Source organism: Psychromonas sp. CNPT3, from assembly GCF_000153405.2.
In the GTDB taxonomy this organism is placed as follows: Bacteria; Pseudomonadota; Gammaproteobacteria; order Enterobacterales; family Psychromonadaceae; genus Psychromonas.
Genome location: NC_020802.1, coordinates 1,312,857 through 1,335,712 on the forward strand (window position 1 = coordinate 1,312,857; position 22,856 = coordinate 1,335,712).

The window sequence follows — 22,856 nt, forward strand, 5'->3', positions numbered from 1 at the left end:
ACTTTGCGGGAAATGGCCATCATAGCGTTTGTTTTCGGTGCCTGTTGGGTGTTTGTAAACAAAGTGGCGGAAGGAAATTATGCCTGTTCTATGCGCTTAATATCGCCCTTATTTATCAAACAAATACACTTTTTATATTGTTATGCTTTAAAAATAAGCGATAAAAACATCAGTGTGTTGTGGGTTGCTCTTTTAATATAATTTGTTATTATGCGCTTCGATAGTCGGGGGGCCCAAAAGGCTGAGATCGTAGAAACGAGACCCGTTGAACCTGATCCAATTAATATTGGCGGAGGGAACTATGCATCTTGTTAGATCTCTTGGGTGTTTACCTTGATTTTTACCTGCATGCCTTAAGTTCCTTGTGTCAACACAAGGCGCTCTTATGATAAATACAACGTCCCCCAGAAAACATTCCCTCATTCCGATTGTACTTACCATTGCTGGCTCTGATAGTGGAGGTGGTGCGGGTATTCAAGCTGATATTAAAAGTATTTCTGCAACAGGTAGCTATGCGTGCTCAGTGATCACGGCTATCACGGCGCAAAACACACTGGGCGTGACAGCAATATTTCCTATCCCGCTTGAGCATATTGAAAAACAATTAGATGCTGTTTTTAGTGACTTAAATATAATCGCCGTCAAAGTGGGCATGTTAGCGGATAGTGATATTATTGCGCTGGTGGCGCGGAAAATAAAGCAATATAGACCTATTTTCGTGGTTGTTGATCCTGTGATGGTTGCCAGCAGTGGTGATTTATTATTAAAAAAATCGGCTATTAATACACTTAAAACACAATTATTACCGCTTGCAGACATAGTCACCCCCAATTTACCAGAGGCTGCCGCCTTACTTAATATCTCTTATGATCCCGCTATTGATGCGATGCAAGCCATGATCCCCGCGCTCAGCCAATTAGATACCTCTGCAGTACTTCTGAAAGGCGGGCATAACACCTCAAATACAAGCAGTGATGATATTCTCATCATCAACAACGACACTAAGATTTTTCGCGCACCGCGAACCCATACTAAAAATACACACGGGACAGGTTGCACCTTATCATCGGCGATTGCCTCTTATTTAGCGCAAGGCGATAGCTTAGAAAAAGCGGTGCAAAATGCTAAAGATTATGTCTCATTGGCGATAGCGCATGCGGATAAATTAGACATTGGTAAGGGAAGCGGGCCAGTACATCATTTTTTTAATTTACCCTTGTCAGAGCTTTAATCATGTCGATAAAAATACAGGGCAGTCGGCCAATTAATATCAATATTAGTGATGGATATTTACGTTATTACAAAAGTGACAATGCCACGTTGTCGGGATTGAATATGTGTATTCCCGCTCAATCGTGGACATGTCTTCTGGGGAAAAGTGGCTGTGGTAAGAGCTCTTTACTGCGCTATATCGCGGGCCTACTTGAAAAAACAGTGCATTGGCAAGGACAATTACAAACGGATCCCGAGTGTCAGTTAGACAATGAAGTGGCGTATATGGCGCAGCAAGATCTATTGATGCCTTGGTTATCTGTTTTAGATAATGTGCTCCTTAGTACTCAGTTTTTAAAAACATCCAAAAAAGAGCAAAAAATCCGCGCATTATCTTTATTAGAGAGCGTTGGGCTTGCGCATCAAGAGGCGTTATTTCCGCAGCAACTCTCTGGCGGTATGCGCCAACGCGTCGCATTAGCACGCACCTTAATGCAAGATAAACCCATTGTTTTAATGGATGAGCCTTTTTCATCTCTTGATGCAGTGACACGATACCGATTACAAAATCTTGCCATAAAATTATTAAAAGATAAAACCGTTTTACTGATAACCCATGATCCGCAAGAAGCGATCCGTTTAGCTGACAAGCTTTATATTATGCAGGGTCGTCCGGCTTTTGTGACCGCTTTAGATGTTCCCTCATCAAAGACGCCGCGTCTATTTGATGCGCAGTGCGCAACCTTGCAGCAACAAATTATGATCTGTTTAGAGAATGATAATGAATAATATATCTGCACCACCTCAAGGCGTTAAAAGATCAAGAAATATGTTTGCCGCTGCCTTTCGTTTTTTGATAAGTGCCTTGGTGATCTTATCGATATGGCAAGCTGCGGTACTCTTTTTTGCCTTACCCAATTTTATTTTACCAAGCCCGTTGGCGGTGTTTGAGCGCTTATGTTTTCGTTATGACGTTTTACTGAGACATGCGTGGATAACGTTTATCGAGATCGTGCTCGGGTTAGGCTTAGGTTTGTCTATGGGGATGTTATTTGCCCTGCAAATGTTGTTATTTAAGCCTTTAAAACGTTGGCTGATGCCAATATTAATTGCCAGTCAGGCGTTTCCTGTTTTTGCTATCGCCCCCATTTTGATGCTTTGGTTGGGGTATGGCATCGCCTCTAAAGTGGTGATGGCCGCCTTAATTATTTTTTTCCCTATCTGCACCTGTTGTTATGACGGACTACGTAATACCCCGCAAGGTTATTTAGATCTGGTAAAAACCATGGGCGCCAGTAAATGGCAAGTATTACGTTATATCCAGTTACCCGCATCACTGCCGACACTTGCATCCGGTATTCGTGTGGCGGTGGTGATAGCACCTATCGGCGCTGTTGCAGGAGAGTGGGTTGGCTCGAGTGAAGGCTTGGGGTATCTCATGTTACAGGCAAATGCGCGCATGCTTATTGATGAAATGTTTGCTGCGCTATTTATTTTATCGGCTTTGTCAGTGGGGCTTTATTTTTTAACAGATATCTTGTTAAGAAAGCTCATTCATTGGCAAGACTGATGTTACTGCGCTCCTTTGGGGCGTTTTTTAAAAGGAAGTAAGATGAACAATAAAATGAAACTCTGCGTATTGGCTTTAGTGCTGAGTGTGTTTTCACTTAATAGCTACGCACAAAAAATGACATTAATGCTGGACTGGTTCGTTAATCCAAATCACGGCCCCATTATTATTGCGCAACAACATGGCTATTTTAAAGCGCAGGGCTTAAGCGTGGATATTCAAGAGCCTGCGGATCCGTCAATGCCCCCTAAATTAGTGGCCGCTAATAAAGTGGATATGGCGGTGTCTTATCAGCCGAGTTTAATTATTGATGTTGCTGCAGGCTTACCCTTGATCCGCAGTGCGACACTAATTGCCACACCATTAAATACACTAATAGTACTTGATGATAATAAAATCAATACGTTAGCGGATTTAAAAGGTAAAAAAATTGGTGTGTCAATCAGTGGTTCTGAAGATGCAAGCATTAAAGCAATGCTCGAGGGCCAAGGTTTAAAGTTTAGCGATGTACAACTTATTAATGTGGGTTGGGCGTTATCATCATCACTCGCATCAGGAAAAGTCGATGCAATTTGGGGTGGATACCGTAACTTTGAGATGAATCAATTAACGCTTGAAGGTTTTGCGAATAAAGGTTTTTATCCAGAAGAAAATGGCGTGCCTATTTTTGATGAGCTTGTATTTATTGCTAATTCAAAAACCTATGACAAACAAAAAATTCGTGCGTTTAATAAGGCGTTAGAGCAGGCGACAACTTATATTCTTAACCATCCAGATGCAGCATGGAAAGAATTTGTTTCTTATGCGCCGGACACTTTAAATAATGAATTAAATAAACGCGCATGGAAGGCAACGTTAAGCCGCTTTGCACTGCGTCCGAGTGCGATTGATTTAGGGCGTTATGATAATTATGCTGCCTTTATGTATGCTAACAAAATCATTAAAGTGCTACCAAAAGCCAAAGATTATATGCCTGATTTTCAATAAGAGAGCAAAATATGCGCTATCAAGATTTAATTAAAGCCTGTGAGCAAGATTGGGCTGCTTATACCGAACATGAATTTGTGCGTTTATTGGCAACGGGGGAGTTGCCTCAGCCATGTTATTTACATTATCTTAAGCAGGACTTCTTATTTCTAAAACAATATGCGCGGGCTTATGCGTTGGCAATCTATAAAGCGCGTACCTTAGCTGAAATGCGTCAATTTTTGCCCAGTGTACAAGCGCTTTTACAAGAAGAAATCTCCCATCATGTGCGTTATTGCAATGATTGGGGACTCACTGAGTTAGATTTAGAAGCGCAAACCGAAGAAGTCGGTACGGTTGCATATACGCGTTATGTTTTAGATACGGGGATGAGCGGTGATGTTGTGCAATTGTATACGGCCTTAGCACCTTGTTTTATTGGCTATGCGCAAATAGGGCGAGCACTGGTAATGGATAAAAGGACATTGAAAGAGGGTAATCCATATACAAGTTGGATAGACTTGTATTCGGGTGATGATCTGCAGCAGTCAACGCTTGAAAGTCAGCAATATTTAGACGTGTTATTAGCCGATATTGATGTGCACAGTGCGCAAGGTAAAACGTTAATTGAAGTGTTTCGAAATGCGACGCGTATGGAAATCGCATTTTGGGAGCAAAGTTTAAAGATACGGGACCTTAATGCGGACAATCAAGGGGCAGTGTAATGCGTTTAAAAACAGAAAAAATAGTGCAGGCATTAGCGTTGCTGCGCGCGAAAAAACCATTAGTACTTAACATCACCAATTATGTGGTGATGAATAATACCGCTAATGCGTTACTGGCAATCGGCGCATCTCCCATTATGGCGCACTCTCGCGCTGAGATGATTGAGATGGTGGGGATTGCAGGGGCTGTTGTGATCAACATCGGAACAATAGATGAAGACGGGCTAAAGCGTATGTTATTTGCCGTGCAACAAGCGAACATTGCAGATAAATGGGTGGTACTTGATCCTGTCGGCTGTGGTGCGAGTGTTTTTCGCACTCAAAGTGCGAGGCAAATAGTGCGTTTAGCGAATAAACTGATTATTCGCGCTAATGCGTCAGAAATCATTGCCCTTGCGGGTTATCCTGTAAGCAGTAAAGGCGTTGATTCTGTGCATGTGAGTCTTGATGCGAGAAGTGCAGCCCTCGAGCTAATTGCAAGTTATGCGTGCCAAGTGGTGATCTCTGGTGAAACAGACGTGATCTTAGATGGCGCAAATGAAACGTACTTACGTAATGGCGCTGCTATGATGGCATCGGTCACGGGGATGGGGTGCACGTTATCAGCATTAACCGGTGCGTTTGCAGCCATTGGCGAAACAACGGGGCTGGCAGCGACGGCTATTTTAGGTGTCGCAGGTGAAATAGCGGCTATGTCATCTAAAGGGCCGGGTAGTTTACAAGTTAACTTGTTAGATGAATTGTATGCATTAGATGCACAAAAAATAGGTGAGTATTTAAAAATAAGCTAATTTTTTAAAGCTTAGATTCAAATAATAAGAAAAAGCGCATTGTGAATTATTTTCACAGTGCGCTTTTTTTATGCTTAATTAAGCCATTTTTTAGGATATAAGGCGCTTCCTGCAATGACAATAAATAGCACTAAATAAATAATAAAGCTGACAATCAACCATTGTGGCATGGTGTAGCCTAAAAATTGCCAAACAATATTGGCGCAATCACCGGTGGGGTTAAATAACCAGGGGAACCATAAATGTAATGGCGCCCAATTTGGAAAGTCAGGTAAAAAAGCGCAAACGGCAAAAGGTGATGGGTCGAGTTGATATTTTGTATGCTCTAATGCTAATTGTAAGCCCCAATATGCACTGATCAGCCAGCTCGAAAATGCTATTAAGCGCAGTAATAAAAATTGTGGGGCGATGGCGCCAATGAGTCCAGTGACAATAAGGCCTATCATAGCGAGGCGCTCGTAAACACACATAACACAAGGCTCTAAGTGCATAACATGTTGAAAAAACAAGGCGCAGAGTTCAAGTGTGAGCGCACTGCTTGCAAGTAATAGCCATGGCCAACGCTGTTTTGATAAATTTTTTAAGATTAAAAACACAATTTTTCCTTACACGGGAGTTTATACAAATTTTATAACATGGCTAAGCATGTGATCACAAATGAAATTTGTATCATTGGCGTATCTGTTGTTTAATAAAACGCCCTAATGATGCGAGATAAGGGCACTAAATAAGCATTAAAATCGAATCAGTCTTTATTTTTAGTTAAAAGATAAAAAACGAGGTGTTTCTACAAATGTTGACTGTGTTATTATATCTTTGTATTCCTTTGATCTATTTTGTTATTTATACTTCTTAACAAGGGTTGCGCCTTGAAGGACTATCGAGCGAGTGCCGAATAAGCATTTTTAGGTAACATGGGTATAAATTAAAGATATCAAGCTTACAGGTTGTATTGTTAATGAATAAGTATATAGCGAATAATAACATGATAATGAAAGCAAAAGGGCCTGCTGATGTCGCAGAGCAATACCTTATTGAGTCAATATGGAATGGCTCTATTGCAGTTAATTCAGTTTTACCGGCAGAGCGTTTATTGGCGGATAAAATAGGCGTAACACGTACAACATTGCGTGAAGTCTTACAGCGCCTAGCAAAAGATGGTTGGATCACTATTCACCATGGTAAGCCGACTAAAGTGAATGATTTCTGGGAAACATCAGGTCTCAACATATTAAGCACTCTCACACGTTTAGACGTCAGTAGACGCAGTGATTTTATTGATCAATTAATGTCAGTACGCACCAATATTAGTACTATTATATTGCGTATGGCAGCTAAAAATAATAAGAACAATGTATTAGCGTACTTGGAGAATGTCCCGTCGATTGATGCCAGCAGTGAAGAATTTACAGAGTTTGATTATCGCTTTTATCACAATGTGGCGGTGTCTTCTAATAATATGATCTATGTTTTGATTTTAAATGGCTTACAAGATTTATACCGTAAGGTAGGTGTTTTTTATTTTTCAAATACCGAAGCCCGCTCGATTGCCTTAACGTTTTATGCGGATATTAAAGCCGTATTAGAAAAAGGTGAGTTACAACCCATAATGCAAATAGTGCGAGATTCCGCATTCGCAAGTGGTAAAATATGGTTACGCTTACGTCACCAGTTACCCGTAGACTTTCTAGATTGACTTAAAATACAAGGTATTGTTTTGTTTAAAAAAAATATAATTAATCGTCTCTCCGGTATTCAAAAACTTTTTGAAGTCGGTATTATCCTGACTTTTTTTGTGGCAATTTTTATTACACTGTCTCTTATGACCTTCTCTCCTTCCGATCCGAGTTGGTCGCAACAACATTGGGTTGCTGCCATTGACAATAGTTGTGGCCCTGTGGGGGCGTGGACTGCTGATATTTTATTTTATGCCTTCGGTTTACTCGCTTATTTATTGCCGATAGTGATTGTTTTATTGGCATGGACTATTTTATGGAAACCTAAATTTAATTTAGACATAGATTTTTTAAATGCAGGTTTACGTATTATCGGTTTTATTTTTACTGTTTTTAGCTTGTCAGCCCTTGCCTCATTAAATTTTAATGATTTTAATTATTATCCTTCTGGTGGCTTAATTGGCGATATCATCGCACAAAGTATGCTCGGATTTTTTAGTTTACTGGCAGTTAACCTTATATTATTAACCTTACTTATATCAGGATCTACTTTATTGTTTGGTTTTTCATGGCTGACGCTTATTGATAGTTTAGGTGCGGGCACGATTGCCTCTGGTTATTTCTTATTGGCACTGCCGACACACTGGCACAACTTTACGCAGGCGCGCGACCAAAGACCCAAAGCGTCTTTATTTAGTGATAAGAAAGTGTTACTTAAAAAATTAACGCGTAAGAAAAAAACAGAGATTAATCGAGATGATGTCCCAATGGCAGAACAAGGGCCAGTGTTTAGCGCTACAGTGCCAGATTTTACAGCGTCTGAGCCTGATTTCTTAACACAACCCGTGTTTGATGAGCCAATCCCTAATATCGTATTTACAGAAACGCCGATGCAAAGTGTGCCCGATGGCGAAGAGGTTCTTATTGATTTTAGTGAAGCGAGCACCGAGAAAGTACCTGATTTTTCACATTTACCTGCGCATGCAAGACCCTTTATCGCGCATAAAAAAGATTTGTCGATTGGTGATTTCCCCAGTATTGATTTATTAGATAAAGTCACTAAAAAAGAGCACCAAGTTTCACAAGAAGAACTCGACAGTGCGGCGCGATTAGTTGAAGCTAAACTGCTTGAATTTAAAATTAAAGCAGAAGTGGTGAATGTACTTCCTGGACCGGTTATTACACGCTTTGAATTGGCGCTTTCACCGGGTATGAAAGTGAGTGCGGTGACCGCTTTAGAAAAAGATTTAGCACGGGCTCTTTCAGCCATTAGCGTGCGCGTGGTGGATCAAATTCCAGGTAAATCAGTGATCGCATTAGAGTTGCCAAATAAATATCGTGAAATTGTTTATGCCTCACAAGTACTCGGTAGTGAAGCGTTTAAGAACGCAAAATCGCCGTTAAGTATCGTACTTGGCGCAGATATATCGGGTGAACCTGTGGTGGTTGATCTGGCTAAAATGCCTCATTTATTGGTGGCAGGGACGACGGGCTCAGGAAAATCGGTTGGTGTAAACTGTATGTTGATCAGTTTATTGTATAAGTCATCACCGGAAGATGTGCGCCTGATTTTAATCGATCCTAAAATGCTGGAGTTAAGTGTTTATGAAGGGATCCCGCATTTGTTAACCGAAGTTGTGACAGACATGAAAGATGCAGCCAATGCTCTGCGCTGGTGTGTGGGTGAGATGGAGCGTCGTTATCGTTTGCTTTCAGCGGTTGGCGTGCGCACATTAGCCGGTTACAACGCGCAAGTATTAGAAGCTATTGAAAAAGGGGAACCCATGTTAGATCCATTGTGGAAGCCCGGCGATAGCATGGATGAAACGGCGCCAGCATTACAAAAACTGCCTAATATCGTGGTCGTTGTTGATGAATTTGCGGATATGATGATGATTGTGGGTAAAAAATGTGAAGAGCTAATCACACGTATTGCGCAAAAAGCAAGGGCCGCTGGGATCCATCTTATTTTAGCAACGCAACGACCATCAGTGGATGTTATTACAGGCCTTATCAAGGCAAATATTCCCACCCGTATTGCATTTCAAGTCTCGAGTAAAATTGACTCGCGTACGATTTTAGGCATGCAGGGGGCTGAGACATTACTCGGTCACGGTGATATGTTATATCTACCGCCAGGAACAGGCGTTGCAACACGCGTACATGGCGCTTTTGTTGACGATCATGAAGTGCATAAAGTGGTTGCGGATTGGAAAAAACGTGGCGCACCTAATTATGTGAAAGATATTTTAGAAGGTGAAATGAGCCTTGATACTATGCTACCGGGTGAAGAGGGCGATACAGAAAATGAAATCGATGCCTTGTTTGATGAGGTTGTCGCTTTTATTAGTGAAACCCGTAAAGTGTCTATTTCTAGCATTCAACGTAAATTTAGAATTGGTTATAACCGTTCGGCGCGTATTGTCGATCAACTGCAAGCACAAGGTGTGATCACGCCACCATCAGGGGCAAATAGCAGTCGTGAAGTATTGGCTGCTCCCCCAATAAAGGATTAAAAATGAAAAAAGTTATTTTAGTATTATTGTCTTTCTTGTTTTTTAGCATAACCCCTGCGCATGCGGATGACAGCCAAATATTACAAGAGAAATTGGCGAAGTTAAAAATAATTAATGCGCATTTTTCTCAAGTTGTAAGCAATGCGGATGGAAAAGTTATCAATGAAAGTATTGGTACGTTAAGCGTATTACGTCCGGGTAAATTCATTTGGCATGTGACGGCGCCTGATGAGCAAATGATTGTCTCTAATGGTTTGCTCATGTGGATATACGATCCTTTTATCGAGCAAGTGACAATATTAAACCTTGATGACACGATCACCGAGACGCCGTTTGTATTACTTGCTGGCAATGCAAGTGAGCAGTGGAAATATTACAATGTAGTTCAAAAAGGTGACCAATTTACGCTTACCTCAAACCGCGATACGGACAGTGAACGCTATTTTATTTTTGAGTTTTCAAAATCAGGTGAAATAAGTAAATTTATGATCGTTGATGAGCAAGGTCAACGTAGTGCCTTCACTTTAGTGCCGTTTGCATTAAAGGCACCATTAAACGTCAGTATGTTTGAGTTTATTATTCCGGATAACGTTGAAGTGGATGATCAGAGTTAATGCAAGATCTCTTTGATATTAGCAATGAATTTCAACCCTTGGCTGCACGTATGCGCCCGAAAAACTTTGATCAATATATAGGTCAAACACATATTGTGGGTGTGGGTAAACCACTGCGCAAAGCGCTAGAAGCAGGTGCTGCTCACTCGATGATTTTATGGGGGCCACCAGGCACCGGTAAAACGACCTTGGCGGAGCTTATCGCCCATTATTGTGATGCGCATGTTGAGCGTTTATCGGCGGTAACAGCGGGCATAAAAGATATACGCGCAGCCATTGAAATCGGTAAACAAAATCAAAGTAGAGGGATGCGCACATTATTATTTGTGGATGAAGTGCATCGTTTTAATAAAACCCAACAAGATGCGTTTCTGCCTTTTATTGAAGATGGCACTTTGTTATTTATTGGGGCGACCACAGAGAACCCCTCATTTGAGTTAAATAATGCATTGCTTTCACGGGCGCGTGTCTATCTACTAAAAAAACTCAGTGAAGATGAAATTGTCGAGGTTATTGACCAAGCTTGCCATGCTCAAGACGGACTGAAAGCGCATAACCTACATTTTGCACAAGGCGTTAAAGAGAAACTGGCATTATTGGTACAAGGTGATGCACGTAAAGCGCTTAATTATTTAGAACTACTGAGTGATATGGCCATTGAAGGCGAGATCAGTTTAGATTTATTAATGCAAATAGCGGGTCGAGAAGGGGTTTCTTTTGATAAAAAAGGCGATCTTTTTTATGATTTAATTTCAGCCTTTCATAAATCAGTGCGGGGATCAGATGTTGATGGCGCGTTATATTGGTATGCACGTATGCTTGGTGGTGGTTGCGATCCTTTATATGTAGCGAGGCGTTTGCTCGCCATCGCCTCTGAAGATATTGGTAATGCAGATCCTCGGGCGATGCAAATCGCTATCAATGCTTGGGATTGTTTCACCCGTGTTGGTCCTTATGAAGGTGAGCGCGCGATAGCGCAAGCAATAGTCTATTGTGCGAGCGCCCCTAAAAGTAATGCCGTTTATGTGGCTTTTGCTAAAGCAAAGCAGTGTGTTCAGGAGATGCCTGATTTTGAAGTACCTATGCATTTACGTAATGCTCCCACACAATTAATGCAAGATTTAGGGCATAACAAAGGCTACCGTTATGCTCATGATGAAATCGGCGCGTTTGCTGCCGGTGAAGTCTATTTACCCGTTGAATTGCAAGGCACGCGTTTTTATACGCCAAGTGATCGCGGTTTTGAAAAGCAGATCAGTCAAAAATTAGATTATCTGCAACAACTAAATCAACAGAGTGATAAGAAACGTTATGAATAATATGTTCGCCAATATCGCACTTGTTGCTTGTGGAGGAGCATTTGGTGCTACTTTACGTTATTTAATCGGGTTTGGCATGATAAGCCTCTTTGGAAAAGGTTTTCCATTTGCTACACTGACCGTTAATATATTAGGTTCGCTAAGCATGGGATGTATCTTTATGTTTATGCAACAAAATAATTCCATTGCCTCATCATATTGGTGGCCTTTAATTGGGGTTGGTTTTTTAGGGGCATTGACCACATTTTCAACATTCTCAATGGATAGCTTGTTGTTATTACAACAAGGCGCATTAATAAAAGCGATGCTGAATGTTGCTCTAAATGTTGTCGTGTGTATTTTAGCCGCTTATGTCGGTACGCTATTAGTTTTAAAAAGTTAGGGAAATAAAATGCTAGATCCAAAATTGTTACGTAATAATATTGAGGAAACTGCGCAGTTATTAGCAGGTCGTGGTTTTATCTTAGATGTTGATTTGATCAACGAGTTAGAAGAAAAACGTAAAGCATTACAAATTCAAACCGAAGATCTACAAGCGGAGCGTAATAGTCGCTCCAAAGAGATTGGCCAAGCTGCGAAACGCGGTGAAGATATTACAGAATTGCGTGCGCAAATGGCTGAATTTGGCGCGCAATTAGATGCAACCAAAGAGACCTTTAATCAACTTGTAGAACAAATTCAAGAGATTGCTTATACGATCCCGAATTTACCTCTGAGTGATGTGCCTGTCGGTAAAAATGAAGATGATAATATTGAGATATCAACATGGGGAACGCCTAAAACATTTTCATTTGCAGTAAAAGATCATGTTGACTTGGGTGAAGCGCTTGGCGGTTTAGACTTTAAATCCGCAGTTAAAATCAGTGGCTCTCGCTTTATTATCATGCAAGGACAAATTGCGAAATTACACCGTGCACTGGGTCAATATATGCTTAACTTGCATACCAATGAGCATGGTTATACAGAAACGTACGTGCCATTGTTAGTGAATGCTGCGAGTTTATATGCGACTACGCAATTGCCTAAATTTGGTGATGATCTGTTTAATACTAAACCTGCGACCGAAGAAGGCGTTGTCATGTCTTTGATCCCTTCAGCTGAAGTGCCATTGACTAATTTAAGTCGTGACGTGATTTTTGATGAAAGTGAATTACCGATCAAAATCACTGCGCAAACCGCTTGTTTTCGTAGTGAAGCTGGCTCTTATGGGCGCGATACTCGCGGTCTTATTCGCCAACATCAATTTGAAAAAGTTGAGTTAGTGCAATTTGTGCAACCAGAGAAAAGTGCGGCTGCATTAGAAGAGCTAACGGCACATGCTGAGCAAGTACTTAGAAACTTAGAGCTTCCTTACCGTAAAGTGATTTTATGTACGGGTGATATGGGCTTTAGTGCGAGTAAAACATACGATCTTGAAGTATGGCTTCCAGCACAAAATACTTATCGTGAAATTTCATCGTGCTCGAATGTCGGTGATTTCCAAGCGCGCCGTTTACAAGCACGTTTTCGCCCAACCGGGCAGAAAAAAGCAGAGCTTATTCATACACTCAATGGATCAGGTCTTGCAGTAGGACGCACCTTAGTTGCGGTACTTGAGAACTATCAACTTGAAGATGGACGTATTGAGATCCCTGCGGTACTACAACATTACATGGGTGGATTGACGCACATTGGCTAATATATTAGGCGTGTTTGTCAGAACATCATAAAAAAAGGAGCTTAGGCTCCTTTTTTATTACTTAAAATACAGACGAAAGACAGAAACTTAAGCGTCGTCGTTATAGTCACTTAAGACTAAGTTTGCCGCTGCAAAGGCCGCATCTTCACGTGTTTTATCATCTAAGGCGCTATTGTTTGCAATGTTGTCTAATGTTTTGATAGCGCATGTTACAGCTTTAGGGATATAAGCTGCATCACCACTGCCAATTGCATTGATAAAACTTTTGGTCTTAGTGCAGTATGGGTACATAGTAAACTCTCGATTATCTGAAAAAACCAGTATAACGCGTTATTGCGCGCAATAGACAAAACACTGAGTATTAGATTGGCGTGTTAATTGATTTAGCGCATCTTGAGTGCTTTTATCACAGTGATTAAGCCAAGTGACGACGGCTGCATAATTATTATTAGCAAGCACGGTGTGAAGGAGTGACTGCGTATCGCCAATTTGCTGTTGCGTCAATGTAATGATCCGGCTTTTTGAAATGCCAGATTGCTGAAAAAAAGACAAATTAGGTTTTCCGGGAGGAGCAATAAATAAAATCCAACGCGCATCTTCACTTTCTTGAATATGTGTTAATAAATTTTGGTAATTATTCACGTTATAACTTAAATGTACGTTACTTTTAGTTTGGGTAACGTTATCTAATTTTAAATTGTTTAAAGTGAATGGTGCGCGTTTATGCATTGCAGTAACTACCATAATAAAACCCCTGTAAATAAAACCACTGTATAAGTTAACAGTACTTTTGTTTGGGATGATTTTCAACCTTTATTTTATATTTATTCAATAGGGATAGTTTTTCAGATTGAAAAGACCAAGACGTGAATCATAATAATACTTATAGATATTACTAATCATTATTCGGGGGATATCCGAGTATACGTACTTCACCACTAGGCTCAATAATAATTTCTACTTCATTGAGTGCTTTTGATCTCTTTTGTATTTGTGAATTTTCGGGGTAAATTAGCTCTTGATTTTCTGATCCATACCATTGGTTGTGGGTATTTCTGTGTTGTTCTTGATATCGACCGGTCACAAGTAAATCCACATCAGCTTCTAATACAGGCCAGAGTTTTTGTAACTCAAGTTCTGCCTTGGTATATCCGGTATACAACATTATTGTTAAGGATGTGTGCCGTTTTATTTTGTGGATTAACCATAGGGTGTTTTCAACTTGCTCTAGAGGCTCTCCACCTAATAGTGTGATCCCTTCAATGTCATGCTCTGCTATAATTTGAGCCAGCAGCGTTTCGCGATCCATTAATTCGTTCGCTTTAAATGACCACATTTGTTTATTCCAACAGCCTTTACAAGCGAGCGAACATCCTTGTAGCCACACCGCAAATCGCCTGCCTGGGCCATATATATGGGTGGCAGGTTCAATGTGAGAAATATTAAACTGGGTACCGTGTGAATTCTTCATATTATACTGATCGGGTTAGTACCAGCTGGATTTTTCCTTTGATGTTTTTTTCTTTTATGCTGTAACCTTGGGCCTTTGCTTGGGTAATTGCCTGTAGGCGGGTCGCCGCTACTCGTTCAATTCTATCTTGTTCAATGCGTTGACGTTCAATCTCTGCAATATTATCGAGATGTACCTGATAGCAGTCTTGATAGGCACCATTCAACACGTTTAAAAAGCGGCTGACGGATTGATACTGTTTGTGCACAGAAGATACAATGCTAGTGGCTAGTTCATCCTGATCATGTTGCAGTTGCCAGACATCACCATTAAAACGAAATAGCTGTAAGCCGTTATAATCTCGTCTGTTGGTGATGATGTCGCCAATAACAACATTGGATCGCTGTCGGAAATTATTAATATTTTCAGCTGTTATTGAAACTGGCTCTGCTTTTAATGTTACTAGCGCCGAAAATAGTACCACTTCAATAGTAAAAGGGGTGGTTGTTTTGATGACTGCACTCATTGCTTAATTCCTTAGCTTAATCGTTTCATGACACTGAACCGCTTGTTGCTGGTGATACTCATCGGTGGTTTTGACCTGAATCAGTCCGGTCGTATCTCTTAAAAGCTCTTCAAGTGCTTTTAAGCAGGCCTCGCCTTTGAATCCGCTTGTTTTTGCAGTTATCGCACCTTCTTCATCGATGGTTAATGTGATTTGTTGCTCAGGCATTATGAGTCTCTCTTGCTTGTTGTGGCGCGCAAAGCTTAGCATTTAGACGCTCTGCTTCCTGCTGTGCCTGCTCTAATGAATCAAGTGATAATAAGGTGAGATAGCGTTTGTCGTTTGCTTCAAATAACTTCAACTCATCAGTAATTGGCAGGGTTTCATCTGGCCAACCGATATGTGGAGCTTTGTTTTTGTTTTTCTTGTTACCTAGTTGCTTGCTCAGTTCATCGCTTTCATTGGTATTGCGATAATAGAATGAAGAACCGTGTTTATTAAGTAATTCTAGGGCAATGTTCTTGTCATTAAGGGCATTATCTAGTTTCTTTTGTGCTAAACCTAAATCACGTGTCACCTTGTTGCTGAGTTGAGTGTGAGTTTCTAGTACTTTCTTTAATGATTTATTAGTGTTGCTTGTTAGCCACTTAGTTAACGCACTAGGTTCAACAGAATAGATTTCAATAATTTCTTGTTGTTGTCCATTAAGAGTTTGAGCACATTGCGTTTTCCAGTAAGTAATGAATAACTCTTCATTACTTAAGATCTGTTGCTGGTATTGTTCTTTTTGATTTTCTTGGTCATCTTTTGATGCTTCTTGACTGCGGTTTGAGTGTTCAATTTTCTTTAATCGTACGGAATGCAGCACTAATAGCTCTGCTAATTTCGGGTTACTTTTTCTGTTGCTCTTGAGCCATTGACTTGCCTGTTGCAGCGACATTGCCACTAGTTTTTTATTATCTTGAGTTAGCTGTAGAGTATGCTTTTCAAAGGCATTATCTCGACTTGCGATAAACTCATCATAGGCTTGGGTATATTTTACTTTTTTCTCTTTGTTGAGAGTATTTACGCTGCTTTTCTCTTGTGAATATAGCGCTTCTTTATGTTGTAAGCTCTTTGCTAATTGCTCTTTTTTGTCATGCCATTGTTTTTCTAACTTGGCTTTGTCTATCGCTTGGTTGGTGGCTTCATCATCTTGAGATAGCTGGTTAAAACAGTCAATGTAGTTGTTTTTTTGTTCTGCTCGTTCGGCAGGTGTTACTGTGAACATGTCTGGTTGTCTAAGCTCAAAAATACTCTTTTTTAGTTTCTTATGTTTGTGTTGCTGGCCAAGTGAAAAGCTACTGAAAAAAGAAAAAATTGATTGTGATACCGATGTGCGTTTTTTATCAAGTTTATCAAGTTTGACATCAAGATCTGCTAGTGCCGTTAGCCAGTTGTTATTTGCGCTGTCCCAGCGGTTATATAGCGGTGCCTTAATGGCACCTTGCGGGCAATAAGGAGGGTGACGTTGCACGCTATAATTAATGTTTTTTGCCAGAAATTCACGAGTAAACTCGGTGTCTGAACTGGTTAAGTCTTCAATGTTATCATTTAAAAAACTATTGATGCTGTCAGTGTAAACTGGTTCAAGATTAAGATCTAAAGATTCCTCACATTGATAAACACGGTTTGCTTCATCAACAAACATAAAATGTGAATTTAACTGATCAACAGAACATGATCTATTAAGTTGCCATTGTGCAGCTTTAAATGCTTGATTTAGGCTGTTGGTTAGTTCATCCGATTGCTGGTTATCTAGCTTGAGGCACCAATTTACCTCCTGATTTTTCGCGTTATCTGGAATGAACCAGCAGCCACTGGTTGTTGAAACTATGTTGGGACTGTTGAAGTCTGTGAGTGCCACATTTTTATTATCATTAACTAATGACTCAGCTAACTCAGCCTTGTTAAGGTCTAGAAGGTTGGTAGTTGCCCGTAATAGTTTGTTTGATAATGTGATATCTAAATCATGGTGATTGAGTTGGCAGAATTTTATGTCATTTGCTTGAGTGAAATTACCGTCTAATTGTTCTGGCAAGTGATATTGATGATTAACAACGATGGTGCCTGCCGGATTTGCTACTGCTTTGTCTGATTGCTCACCTTGTTTTATGACTTGTTTCTCACTTTTATCCCAAAATAAATGGCAAAAGCTACGATAAGCATCTTGGACTTGAACTGCTGTTAATATAATAAAGAAATTGTCATCGTCGTCATTATTGGTAAAAATGAACGATGAATTTAAGATATGACCAACAGGTGAAAATGTCGCGTGATCGCTAATTAGCAGCGCACCTTGCTGTGGTTCTCCAGTACGGATTAGGCAACGACTGGATAACGTACTAATGGCTTCTTTATTTTTATGCTCATTTCCTAAATACAGATAAATTCTGATCCCTTTATCTGCTGCATTTTGTAGTGCGGTAATGATGGCAACGTTAGTTAATTGATCTGCTGCGAGTAGTAAGGTCAGTCGTGTATTATTTATTAGAATAATAATTTCTTGTTGTTCTGCGGCTGCAACAAATGAAGGAAAGCGAAGGTTGTCTTCGACTGCACAGCCCTGATCGATAAATATAGGTGTTAATAATTGATCGTGATAACTCTTAGTAAACAATTCTGGTTGCATTTCTAGTGTATTCATTATGCTGTTACCTCAAGTGTGTGGTGAGCTAAAGTACGCTGTAAATACTCTGGAAGTTGCTCAATAGACATGGGAGTGAAAGTTGGATAGCCGTGAGCGTAATAAGCGGAACCATCGTTTGTTAAAAAATCCAAGCTAACGGTGCATTTCCAAGCGGTAATGTCGTTATCCGATTGAAATATCCAGTAGCGATCATGATTGTCGGCGCGTTTAGAAAAAGATTCTATATTCCACTGTTCAGGTAAGTTGTTCGATAGCGCAGCTGCGTCATTTAATGCTGTGAAAATGGTTATATCTGCATTGCTTAATGGTTTTGTAATTTCGCAAAGCAGAGACTGTTGACGGTTTGTCCTTAGATAGCGATCTGAATAAATAAATTTGGTACAGGGCTTATCTAACGAGAGTTTTTTAATGAGTTGCTCAATATCGATTTGTTCTTTATCGATTAATGTTAGTGGCTGCGCAGTAACAGTGGACAAGCTTGGAGTTAAATCGTTGATTGCTGCACAGTGCCAGTAGGCACGAGGATTCTTTTCTTTAGGTAAAACCGCAATAAGGTTATTGCCCGATAAAGGCTCTAGCTTACATTGCTTAAGTGCTGGCTGATCTAGCCATGATAGTTGTTCAGCTTGCGCAATTTCAGTTTCTTTAAAGCTGCTAGCATGATAGCGCTCTAGCCAGGCAATGTGCCATTTTGTGGCTTCTGCTAGAATTGGCTCAACTGGCAGGTGTTTAATATCAACATGGTCAAAGTGTCCATGTGGAGTCGCCATATCAAATGCAGGGTAATTATTTAAGCTAAATCGACTCAGCATTCCCTGATGTTGTTTAGTTAGATTAAACGGAATACTAACTCGCTGAACATGCTGCTGCCAGTGGCCGTCAAGGTGTGTTGCCAATGATGAAAAAATAGCAGGAGCTTTTGATAAATATTCGCTCTGTTGGTATTCGAAATCGACTCGACTTGCGTGTTTTAAATCATGCCCGGATAAAATATTTAATGGGCCTTTAAGTGTTATATTTGAGCTGTCTAAAGTAAGTTCCCAAGTTAAGTTAAGCGTTTTATTGTCGGTGGCACCACAGATAACCTCTGGTAATATAGAGACAATATCCTCTGAATTTAATCTGTTGCTGGTGTTTTTTTTGCTACCCGAAAATTTAACTGCTAGGGTTTTATGATTATTGTCCTGCAAACTAATAGCAAAGGCAGATTGCGCTGCATCTCGACCTTTATACAAGATCTTCTGTTTTGGCTCTTTAAAGGCGTTATCACGTTGGATTAATAAAGCTCTGGTACCTAACAGCGGATCGTTATCGCTATACCAAATATGATAAAGCCCGCGCTCACTAATTGGCATTTTCCCCGAGGTGCACACCCGCTTAGCTTTATCTGTTAATGTGTTGTCGTTGTTGAGCAAGCCTTCCATTTTTAAATATGATGTCAATCTTAGCGGTAAATTTCTAGGGTTAGCTTGCGCCTGATTGAGCAGGCTAACGATGTCAGTTCTTTTTTGTAGTAAACAAATAGTCGCGATAACCGGATAGCGTTTAACATTGAGTTGGCGTGATAAACGCACTGAAAATTCTTGGGTATTCTTATTCTTCGCTGAACCATTATTTGGTTGTTGTGTTTTGGCTACATGATACTTTTTTTTATTTTGAGGGGCGCCATTTTTTTTATTAGCTACGCTAGACTTTAATTTTCCAAGATCGTCAAAACCGCTGGTTGTTTTTTTAGCTCTGTTGTTTGATTGATTCATTTTAAATATTCCTTAGCGTATCGTCAGGCATGTTTTAGTTAGTTGCTTTAATTCTGGAGAGCGCGAACGTGAAAAGTAACTGAGTTGGCCGACAATCGCTAACTGGTATCTTGCTCGGGTAATGGCTACGTTTAAGCGATTAGGTGCATCGAGAAAGCCATCTCGTGTTGTGTTGACCATGCTTAGCATGACAAAATCCGCCTCTTGTCCTTGAAAGTAATCCACCGTGGCCAATTTGATCTGAATGCCAAGGTAATCAAATTTGGCATAGGAACTTTTATTGCCAGTGAGCTGTTGCAGCGCTTCTCGTAGTGCTTTTTCTTGGCCTTTGTAAAAGGTTAGAATTGCCATATCATAAGGTTCATTTTTTCTGTTTTTGACCTTTCCTTGTGCCCATTTACAAAAACGTTCAATTTCATCGATAATACGATTTACTTCATTGCGGTTGGCATTTTTAAATACGCTTCCCGTTACATCAATCCAGACATTATGCTTGGCAAACCTTGGATAATCCCACTGTCGTGCGTTACTGACTTGGTTACCATCAAATAGCGAACGATTTTGATAAAATTGTTCGCGTGGATAAGCAGAAATATCGGGATGCATCCGATGCTGATAGGTTAATGTCGTATGGCGCTGTAATTTTTCCGTGCGATGAAAACCTTGGTTTAAGGTGGTCGCTGAATCAACTTTACGTTTTACTAAACCGTCACCGGATAACGCTTCTAAGATCGAAGGAAATGCGATGTTCTTAAGTCCGTGCACCCGGCCAAGTACGTTAATTGCGGCTGGGAGCAGCCTATTAATGTCTTTTTCATATCTATCTGCATTTTTATTTTTTGACAAGCGTAACCAATATACTCGCTCTAAACGCCAGCACAGCTCTTCGGCCCAGTTAGTTTCTTGAAATCGGCTTAAATATGCTTGGTTTATTTCGGTCGATGTTTTTTTATGCTCTTTTCTGAAATTAACACTTTGCTTGTTTTTGTAATTGGTATTATGAATAAATGCATGGCGATTCGATTGCCAGTCGTCACTCAACATAATTGCATCAACGGGTAGGCAATGCTCCAAAGTGCTTAATGCGGTAGAGGCAATAAAACAGATGTTATGTTGATACAGCGCAATTGGATTTTTTAGGATCTGGGCTGGACCATAAATATTTAGACTTTCATTTGGTCTCTCGCCAATCAGTAATAAATTATTGAGTTGCTCGCAGCTGTGGGATCTCGCTTTTATTTCGTTACCTAACGCTTGTAATACTCCAAGTGAAACAGGAACGATTAGTTGGTTGTTATAGAGATCATTTCGATCACCTCTTAATTCTTCGAGTAAGAAACACGCTTGTTGGATGTCAGGTGATAGTAACTTGGGCGCTTGGTAGTTAGATGATTTCTCATGGCCACGACCCGGTTTTAACATGAGCTGTTGTAGATTACATACAATTTGTTCACGATCGGTAAACGGTGACAATTGCTTGACATCACCCACCAATACAAAGCTTTTAGCGTATTGTGCCGGTACTAAAAACTCTTGGAAGGTTGTTTTACTGCACTCATCAATAATCATGACATCAAACGGTGCTGTACCATTATCTAATGAGACTGCTCGTTCTCTAAATAGTTTTAAAATACCAATTGTCGTTCCGCAAACCAAATTAGACGAGTCGACTAATATTTGATCGGAAATGTTGTCTGATAACTCTTTGTTTATGCTGATTAGTTGATTGTCATATTGAAAATGTTCAACATTTGTTGCTTTACTTTCATCGCCAATACGCAGTGGGAATATTTCATCAAGCAGGTTATTTTCTTCAACCCGTTCTAATACATTATTAATCGCTGCGTGAGTTGAAGCGCTTAGTAATATACGCTTGCCTTGGCGCACTAATTGAACAATTAATTCTAAGATGGTAGTGGTTTTACCTGTCCCTGGCGGGCCGTCTAAGATAGTAAAATCACTAGATCCTAAAGCTTTGGTGACAAATTCGCGTTGCTCCTTACAGCCATCAAAATTAGGATCACTTAATACTTTCCAGTCTATTGGTTTGGCGTAGAGAGTTAGGAGTGGCCACTGGACGTTATCACGGTTTTGCAACAGCTTAATTAGTGTTGCTTGTCCTGCCGTTGGGCGCAGAATTAAATTATTAATCGCATCTCGCTGTTTTTTTAGTTGCGATGTATCTACCTGAACTCGTAAGGTCGATTTATCTGCTATTTGAGGATATACAGACTTATGTTTATCGGCGTTAGTTGCTAATAATAACTGACGTTCTTCAGGCTTTGATTTTATGACCTTGTAACCTGGATCTCGATTGCTATTCTTATTTTTCTCACCATGATGAATATTGACGTAATCTTCAAAGAAATAATCTAAAACGGATTTGCCGCTATCATCAGAATTTTCGGGTTCAATGAGTTGGATCCAGTGTTCTTTTATTTTCTCTTTGTTTATTGTTAACTCGAGTTGGGGGTATTCGCTACAAACAATGTCACTAATCGCTTGTTGATCTGACAGTTGTGCTTGCAGGCTAAACCCTGATATTTTTTTGTAACTAATCTTCCACTGTTGCTCTACTAATGGTTTGTCGTCATGACTAAAGTGACTTGCTGATAATTTACTTAATGAGTCTTGTGTTATATCAGTGATGGTCGCATTGTTTATAATCGGCTTTTTGCGGTTAAATACCAACCAGCTATTACCCGATTGAATCGGATTTAGTTTTTCTAATTGCGTAAGAGCGCATGCGCTCATGATAATAAAATTACGTTCAATATCGTCAACAGTTAGTTTAGATGTTGGGGTGATTAGTCCTGATATTGTGACTGTATTATTTTTTGCGGTCGCTGAATATAAACAACCATCGACTTTAACGCTATTTAGCGTGCTTAGATCGAGGCTTAGAGGCTGCAGTGCTAATTGGTAGCCAGACCATGTGATCGCTTTTATTTCCGCTAGTTCAGGCAGGAAAAGTTTGTATTTTCCACCACTTTGCACGAAGTCATTTGCTGTTATATCAAATGACTGCCGTTCTCTGCCTTTGCCGACGGTAATTGTATCATCAGGATCTGGCATAAAATCATCATCAAGTGATGTACCGTCGACCTCTTCAGTGATCTCATACCAGCCAATGTTATTATCTTTAATCTTAACCACAGACGTTGGAGTAATTTGATAAATTTTTTGTTGTGGTATTAGTTGATAGCTCTCATAGGCTAAGGGTTTCCAGTGGCAGCTAACCTGCTTGCCTTCTAATGCTTTTATGCTGTTTTCTAGATAATGCATAAAGGGTGTTAATGTGTCTTTTGCACCTTTTGATAACTCAGCAGCATCGATGCAGCTGCTGTTCCCAAGGGCCGAAAAAAAAGGGTTTTCCATAACGACTTCT

21 protein-coding genes and 1 riboswitch are annotated in these 22,856 nt (G+C 40.2%); of the genes, 12 read left to right on the forward strand and 9 right to left on the reverse strand.

The features are described from left to right. Positions 1–215: 215 nt before the first annotated feature. Positions 216–315, forward strand: a riboswitch (TPP riboswitch). Positions 316–385: 70 nt separating this feature from the next. From thiD to thiM, 6 genes are read left to right on the forward strand one after another with little or no spacing between them, the layout of a single operon-like run. Continuing rightward, positions 386–1,231, forward strand: a complete 846-nt coding sequence (thiD, locus tag PCNPT3_RS05795) for a bifunctional hydroxymethylpyrimidine kinase/phosphomethylpyrimidine kinase (protein WP_015464939.1) — start codon at positions 386–388, stop codon at positions 1,229–1,231. Between the two features lie 2 nt (positions 1,232–1,233). Further along, on the forward strand, positions 1,234–2,001 hold the full coding sequence (locus PCNPT3_RS05800) for an ABC transporter ATP-binding protein (protein ID WP_015464940.1): 768 nt from the start codon (positions 1,234–1,236) through the stop codon (positions 1,999–2,001). A 40-nt stretch (positions 2,002–2,041) separates the two neighbouring features. Next, positions 2,042–2,782: an ABC transporter permease gene (locus PCNPT3_RS05805; protein ID WP_232207386.1), complete on the forward strand. Its 741-nt coding sequence runs from the start codon at positions 2,042–2,044 to the stop codon at positions 2,780–2,782. Positions 2,783–2,824: 42 nt separating this feature from the next. Then, positions 2,825–3,769 (forward strand): ABC transporter substrate-binding protein, encoded by a 945-nt coding sequence (locus PCNPT3_RS05810; protein WP_015464942.1) that lies wholly within the window; start codon positions 2,825–2,827, stop codon positions 3,767–3,769. An 11-nt stretch (positions 3,770–3,780) separates the two neighbouring features. After that, on the forward strand, positions 3,781–4,473 hold the full coding sequence (locus PCNPT3_RS05815; protein WP_015464943.1) for a TenA family protein: 693 nt from the start codon (positions 3,781–3,783) through the stop codon (positions 4,471–4,473). Beyond that, the gene (thiM, locus tag PCNPT3_RS05820) at positions 4,473–5,264 is read left to right on the forward strand and encodes a hydroxyethylthiazole kinase (protein ID WP_015464944.1); all 792 of its coding nucleotides are present in this window, start codon (positions 4,473–4,475) and stop codon (positions 5,262–5,264) included. The genes PCNPT3_RS05815 and thiM overlap by 1 nt, the downstream gene beginning before the upstream one ends. A 74-nt stretch (positions 5,265–5,338) precedes the next feature. On the opposite strand, the gene dsbB is transcribed toward thiM, so the two are convergent. Continuing rightward, positions 5,339–5,860, reverse strand: a complete 522-nt coding sequence (gene dsbB / locus PCNPT3_RS05825; RefSeq protein ID WP_015464945.1) for a disulfide bond formation protein DsbB — start codon at positions 5,858–5,860, stop codon at positions 5,339–5,341. A gap of 362 nt (positions 5,861–6,222) precedes the next feature. Between dsbB and fadR the strand changes: the two genes are divergently transcribed. From fadR to serS, 6 genes are read left to right on the forward strand one after another with little or no spacing between them, the layout of a single operon-like run. Then, positions 6,223–6,960, forward strand: a complete 738-nt coding sequence (fadR, locus tag PCNPT3_RS05830) for a fatty acid metabolism transcriptional regulator FadR (RefSeq protein ID WP_015464946.1) — start codon at positions 6,223–6,225, stop codon at positions 6,958–6,960. Positions 6,961–6,981: 21 nt separating this feature from the next. Further along, positions 6,982–9,456 carry a DNA translocase FtsK gene (locus PCNPT3_RS05835; protein ID WP_015464947.1) on the forward strand — a complete coding sequence of 825 codons (2,475 nt, stop codon included), beginning with the start codon at positions 6,982–6,984 and terminating at the stop codon, positions 9,454–9,456. A gap of 2 nt (positions 9,457–9,458) precedes the next feature. Beyond that, positions 9,459–10,070: an outer membrane lipoprotein chaperone LolA gene (gene lolA, locus PCNPT3_RS05840; protein WP_015464948.1), complete on the forward strand. Its 612-nt coding sequence runs from the start codon at positions 9,459–9,461 to the stop codon at positions 10,068–10,070. After that, positions 10,070–11,389: a replication-associated recombination protein A gene (locus PCNPT3_RS05845; protein WP_015464949.1), complete on the forward strand. Its 1,320-nt coding sequence runs from the start codon at positions 10,070–10,072 to the stop codon at positions 11,387–11,389. The genes lolA and PCNPT3_RS05845 overlap by 1 nt, the downstream gene beginning before the upstream one ends. Continuing rightward, positions 11,382–11,771 (forward strand): fluoride efflux transporter CrcB, encoded by a 390-nt coding sequence (gene crcB / locus PCNPT3_RS05850; protein WP_015464950.1) that lies wholly within the window; start codon positions 11,382–11,384, stop codon positions 11,769–11,771. The genes PCNPT3_RS05845 and crcB overlap by 8 nt, the downstream gene beginning before the upstream one ends. Positions 11,772–11,780: 9 nt before the next feature. Continuing rightward, entirely contained in the window at positions 11,781–13,067 is a 1,287-nt protein-coding gene (gene serS / locus PCNPT3_RS05855; RefSeq protein WP_015464951.1) for a serine--tRNA ligase, read from the forward strand. 87 nt (positions 13,068–13,154) lie between these two features. Here the strand turns inward: serS and PCNPT3_RS05860 are convergent, their stop codons facing one another. From PCNPT3_RS05860 to PCNPT3_RS05895, 8 genes are all read right to left on the reverse strand, one after another. Then, a complete protein-coding gene (locus tag PCNPT3_RS05860; protein ID WP_015464952.1) occupies positions 13,155–13,358 on the reverse strand; it encodes a YaeP family protein in 204 nt (67 codons plus the stop codon). A gap of 39 nt (positions 13,359–13,397) precedes the next feature. After that, on the reverse strand, positions 13,398–13,811 hold the full coding sequence (locus tag PCNPT3_RS05865; protein WP_015464953.1) for a SulA-like leucine-rich domain-containing protein: 414 nt from the start codon (positions 13,809–13,811) through the stop codon (positions 13,398–13,400). A 151-nt stretch (positions 13,812–13,962) separates the two neighbouring features. Next, positions 13,963–14,538: a 4Fe-4S single cluster domain-containing protein gene (locus tag PCNPT3_RS05870; RefSeq protein ID WP_051043784.1), complete on the reverse strand. Its 576-nt coding sequence runs from the start codon at positions 14,536–14,538 to the stop codon at positions 13,963–13,965. Position 14,539: 1 nt separating this feature from the next. Continuing rightward, entirely contained in the window at positions 14,540–15,043 is a 504-nt protein-coding gene (locus PCNPT3_RS05875) for a hypothetical protein (RefSeq protein ID WP_015464955.1), read from the reverse strand. 3 nt (positions 15,044–15,046) lie between these two features. Continuing rightward, positions 15,047–15,250: a DUF2997 domain-containing protein gene (locus PCNPT3_RS05880; RefSeq protein WP_015464956.1), complete on the reverse strand. Its 204-nt coding sequence runs from the start codon at positions 15,248–15,250 to the stop codon at positions 15,047–15,049. Beyond that, positions 15,243–17,708: a hypothetical protein gene (locus tag PCNPT3_RS05885; protein WP_015464957.1), complete on the reverse strand. Its 2,466-nt coding sequence runs from the start codon at positions 17,706–17,708 to the stop codon at positions 15,243–15,245. The genes PCNPT3_RS05880 and PCNPT3_RS05885 overlap by 8 nt, the downstream gene beginning before the upstream one ends. Beyond that, positions 17,708–19,468 carry a hypothetical protein gene (locus PCNPT3_RS05890; protein WP_015464958.1) on the reverse strand — a complete coding sequence of 587 codons (1,761 nt, stop codon included), beginning with the start codon at positions 19,466–19,468 and terminating at the stop codon, positions 17,708–17,710. Before PCNPT3_RS05890 ends, PCNPT3_RS05885 begins: the two co-directional genes overlap by 1 nt. Positions 19,469–19,480: 12 nt before the next feature. Next, a complete protein-coding gene (locus PCNPT3_RS05895) occupies positions 19,481–22,846 on the reverse strand; it encodes an AAA domain-containing protein (protein WP_015464959.1) in 3,366 nt (1,121 codons plus the stop codon). Between the last annotated feature and the right edge of the window lie 10 nt (positions 22,847–22,856).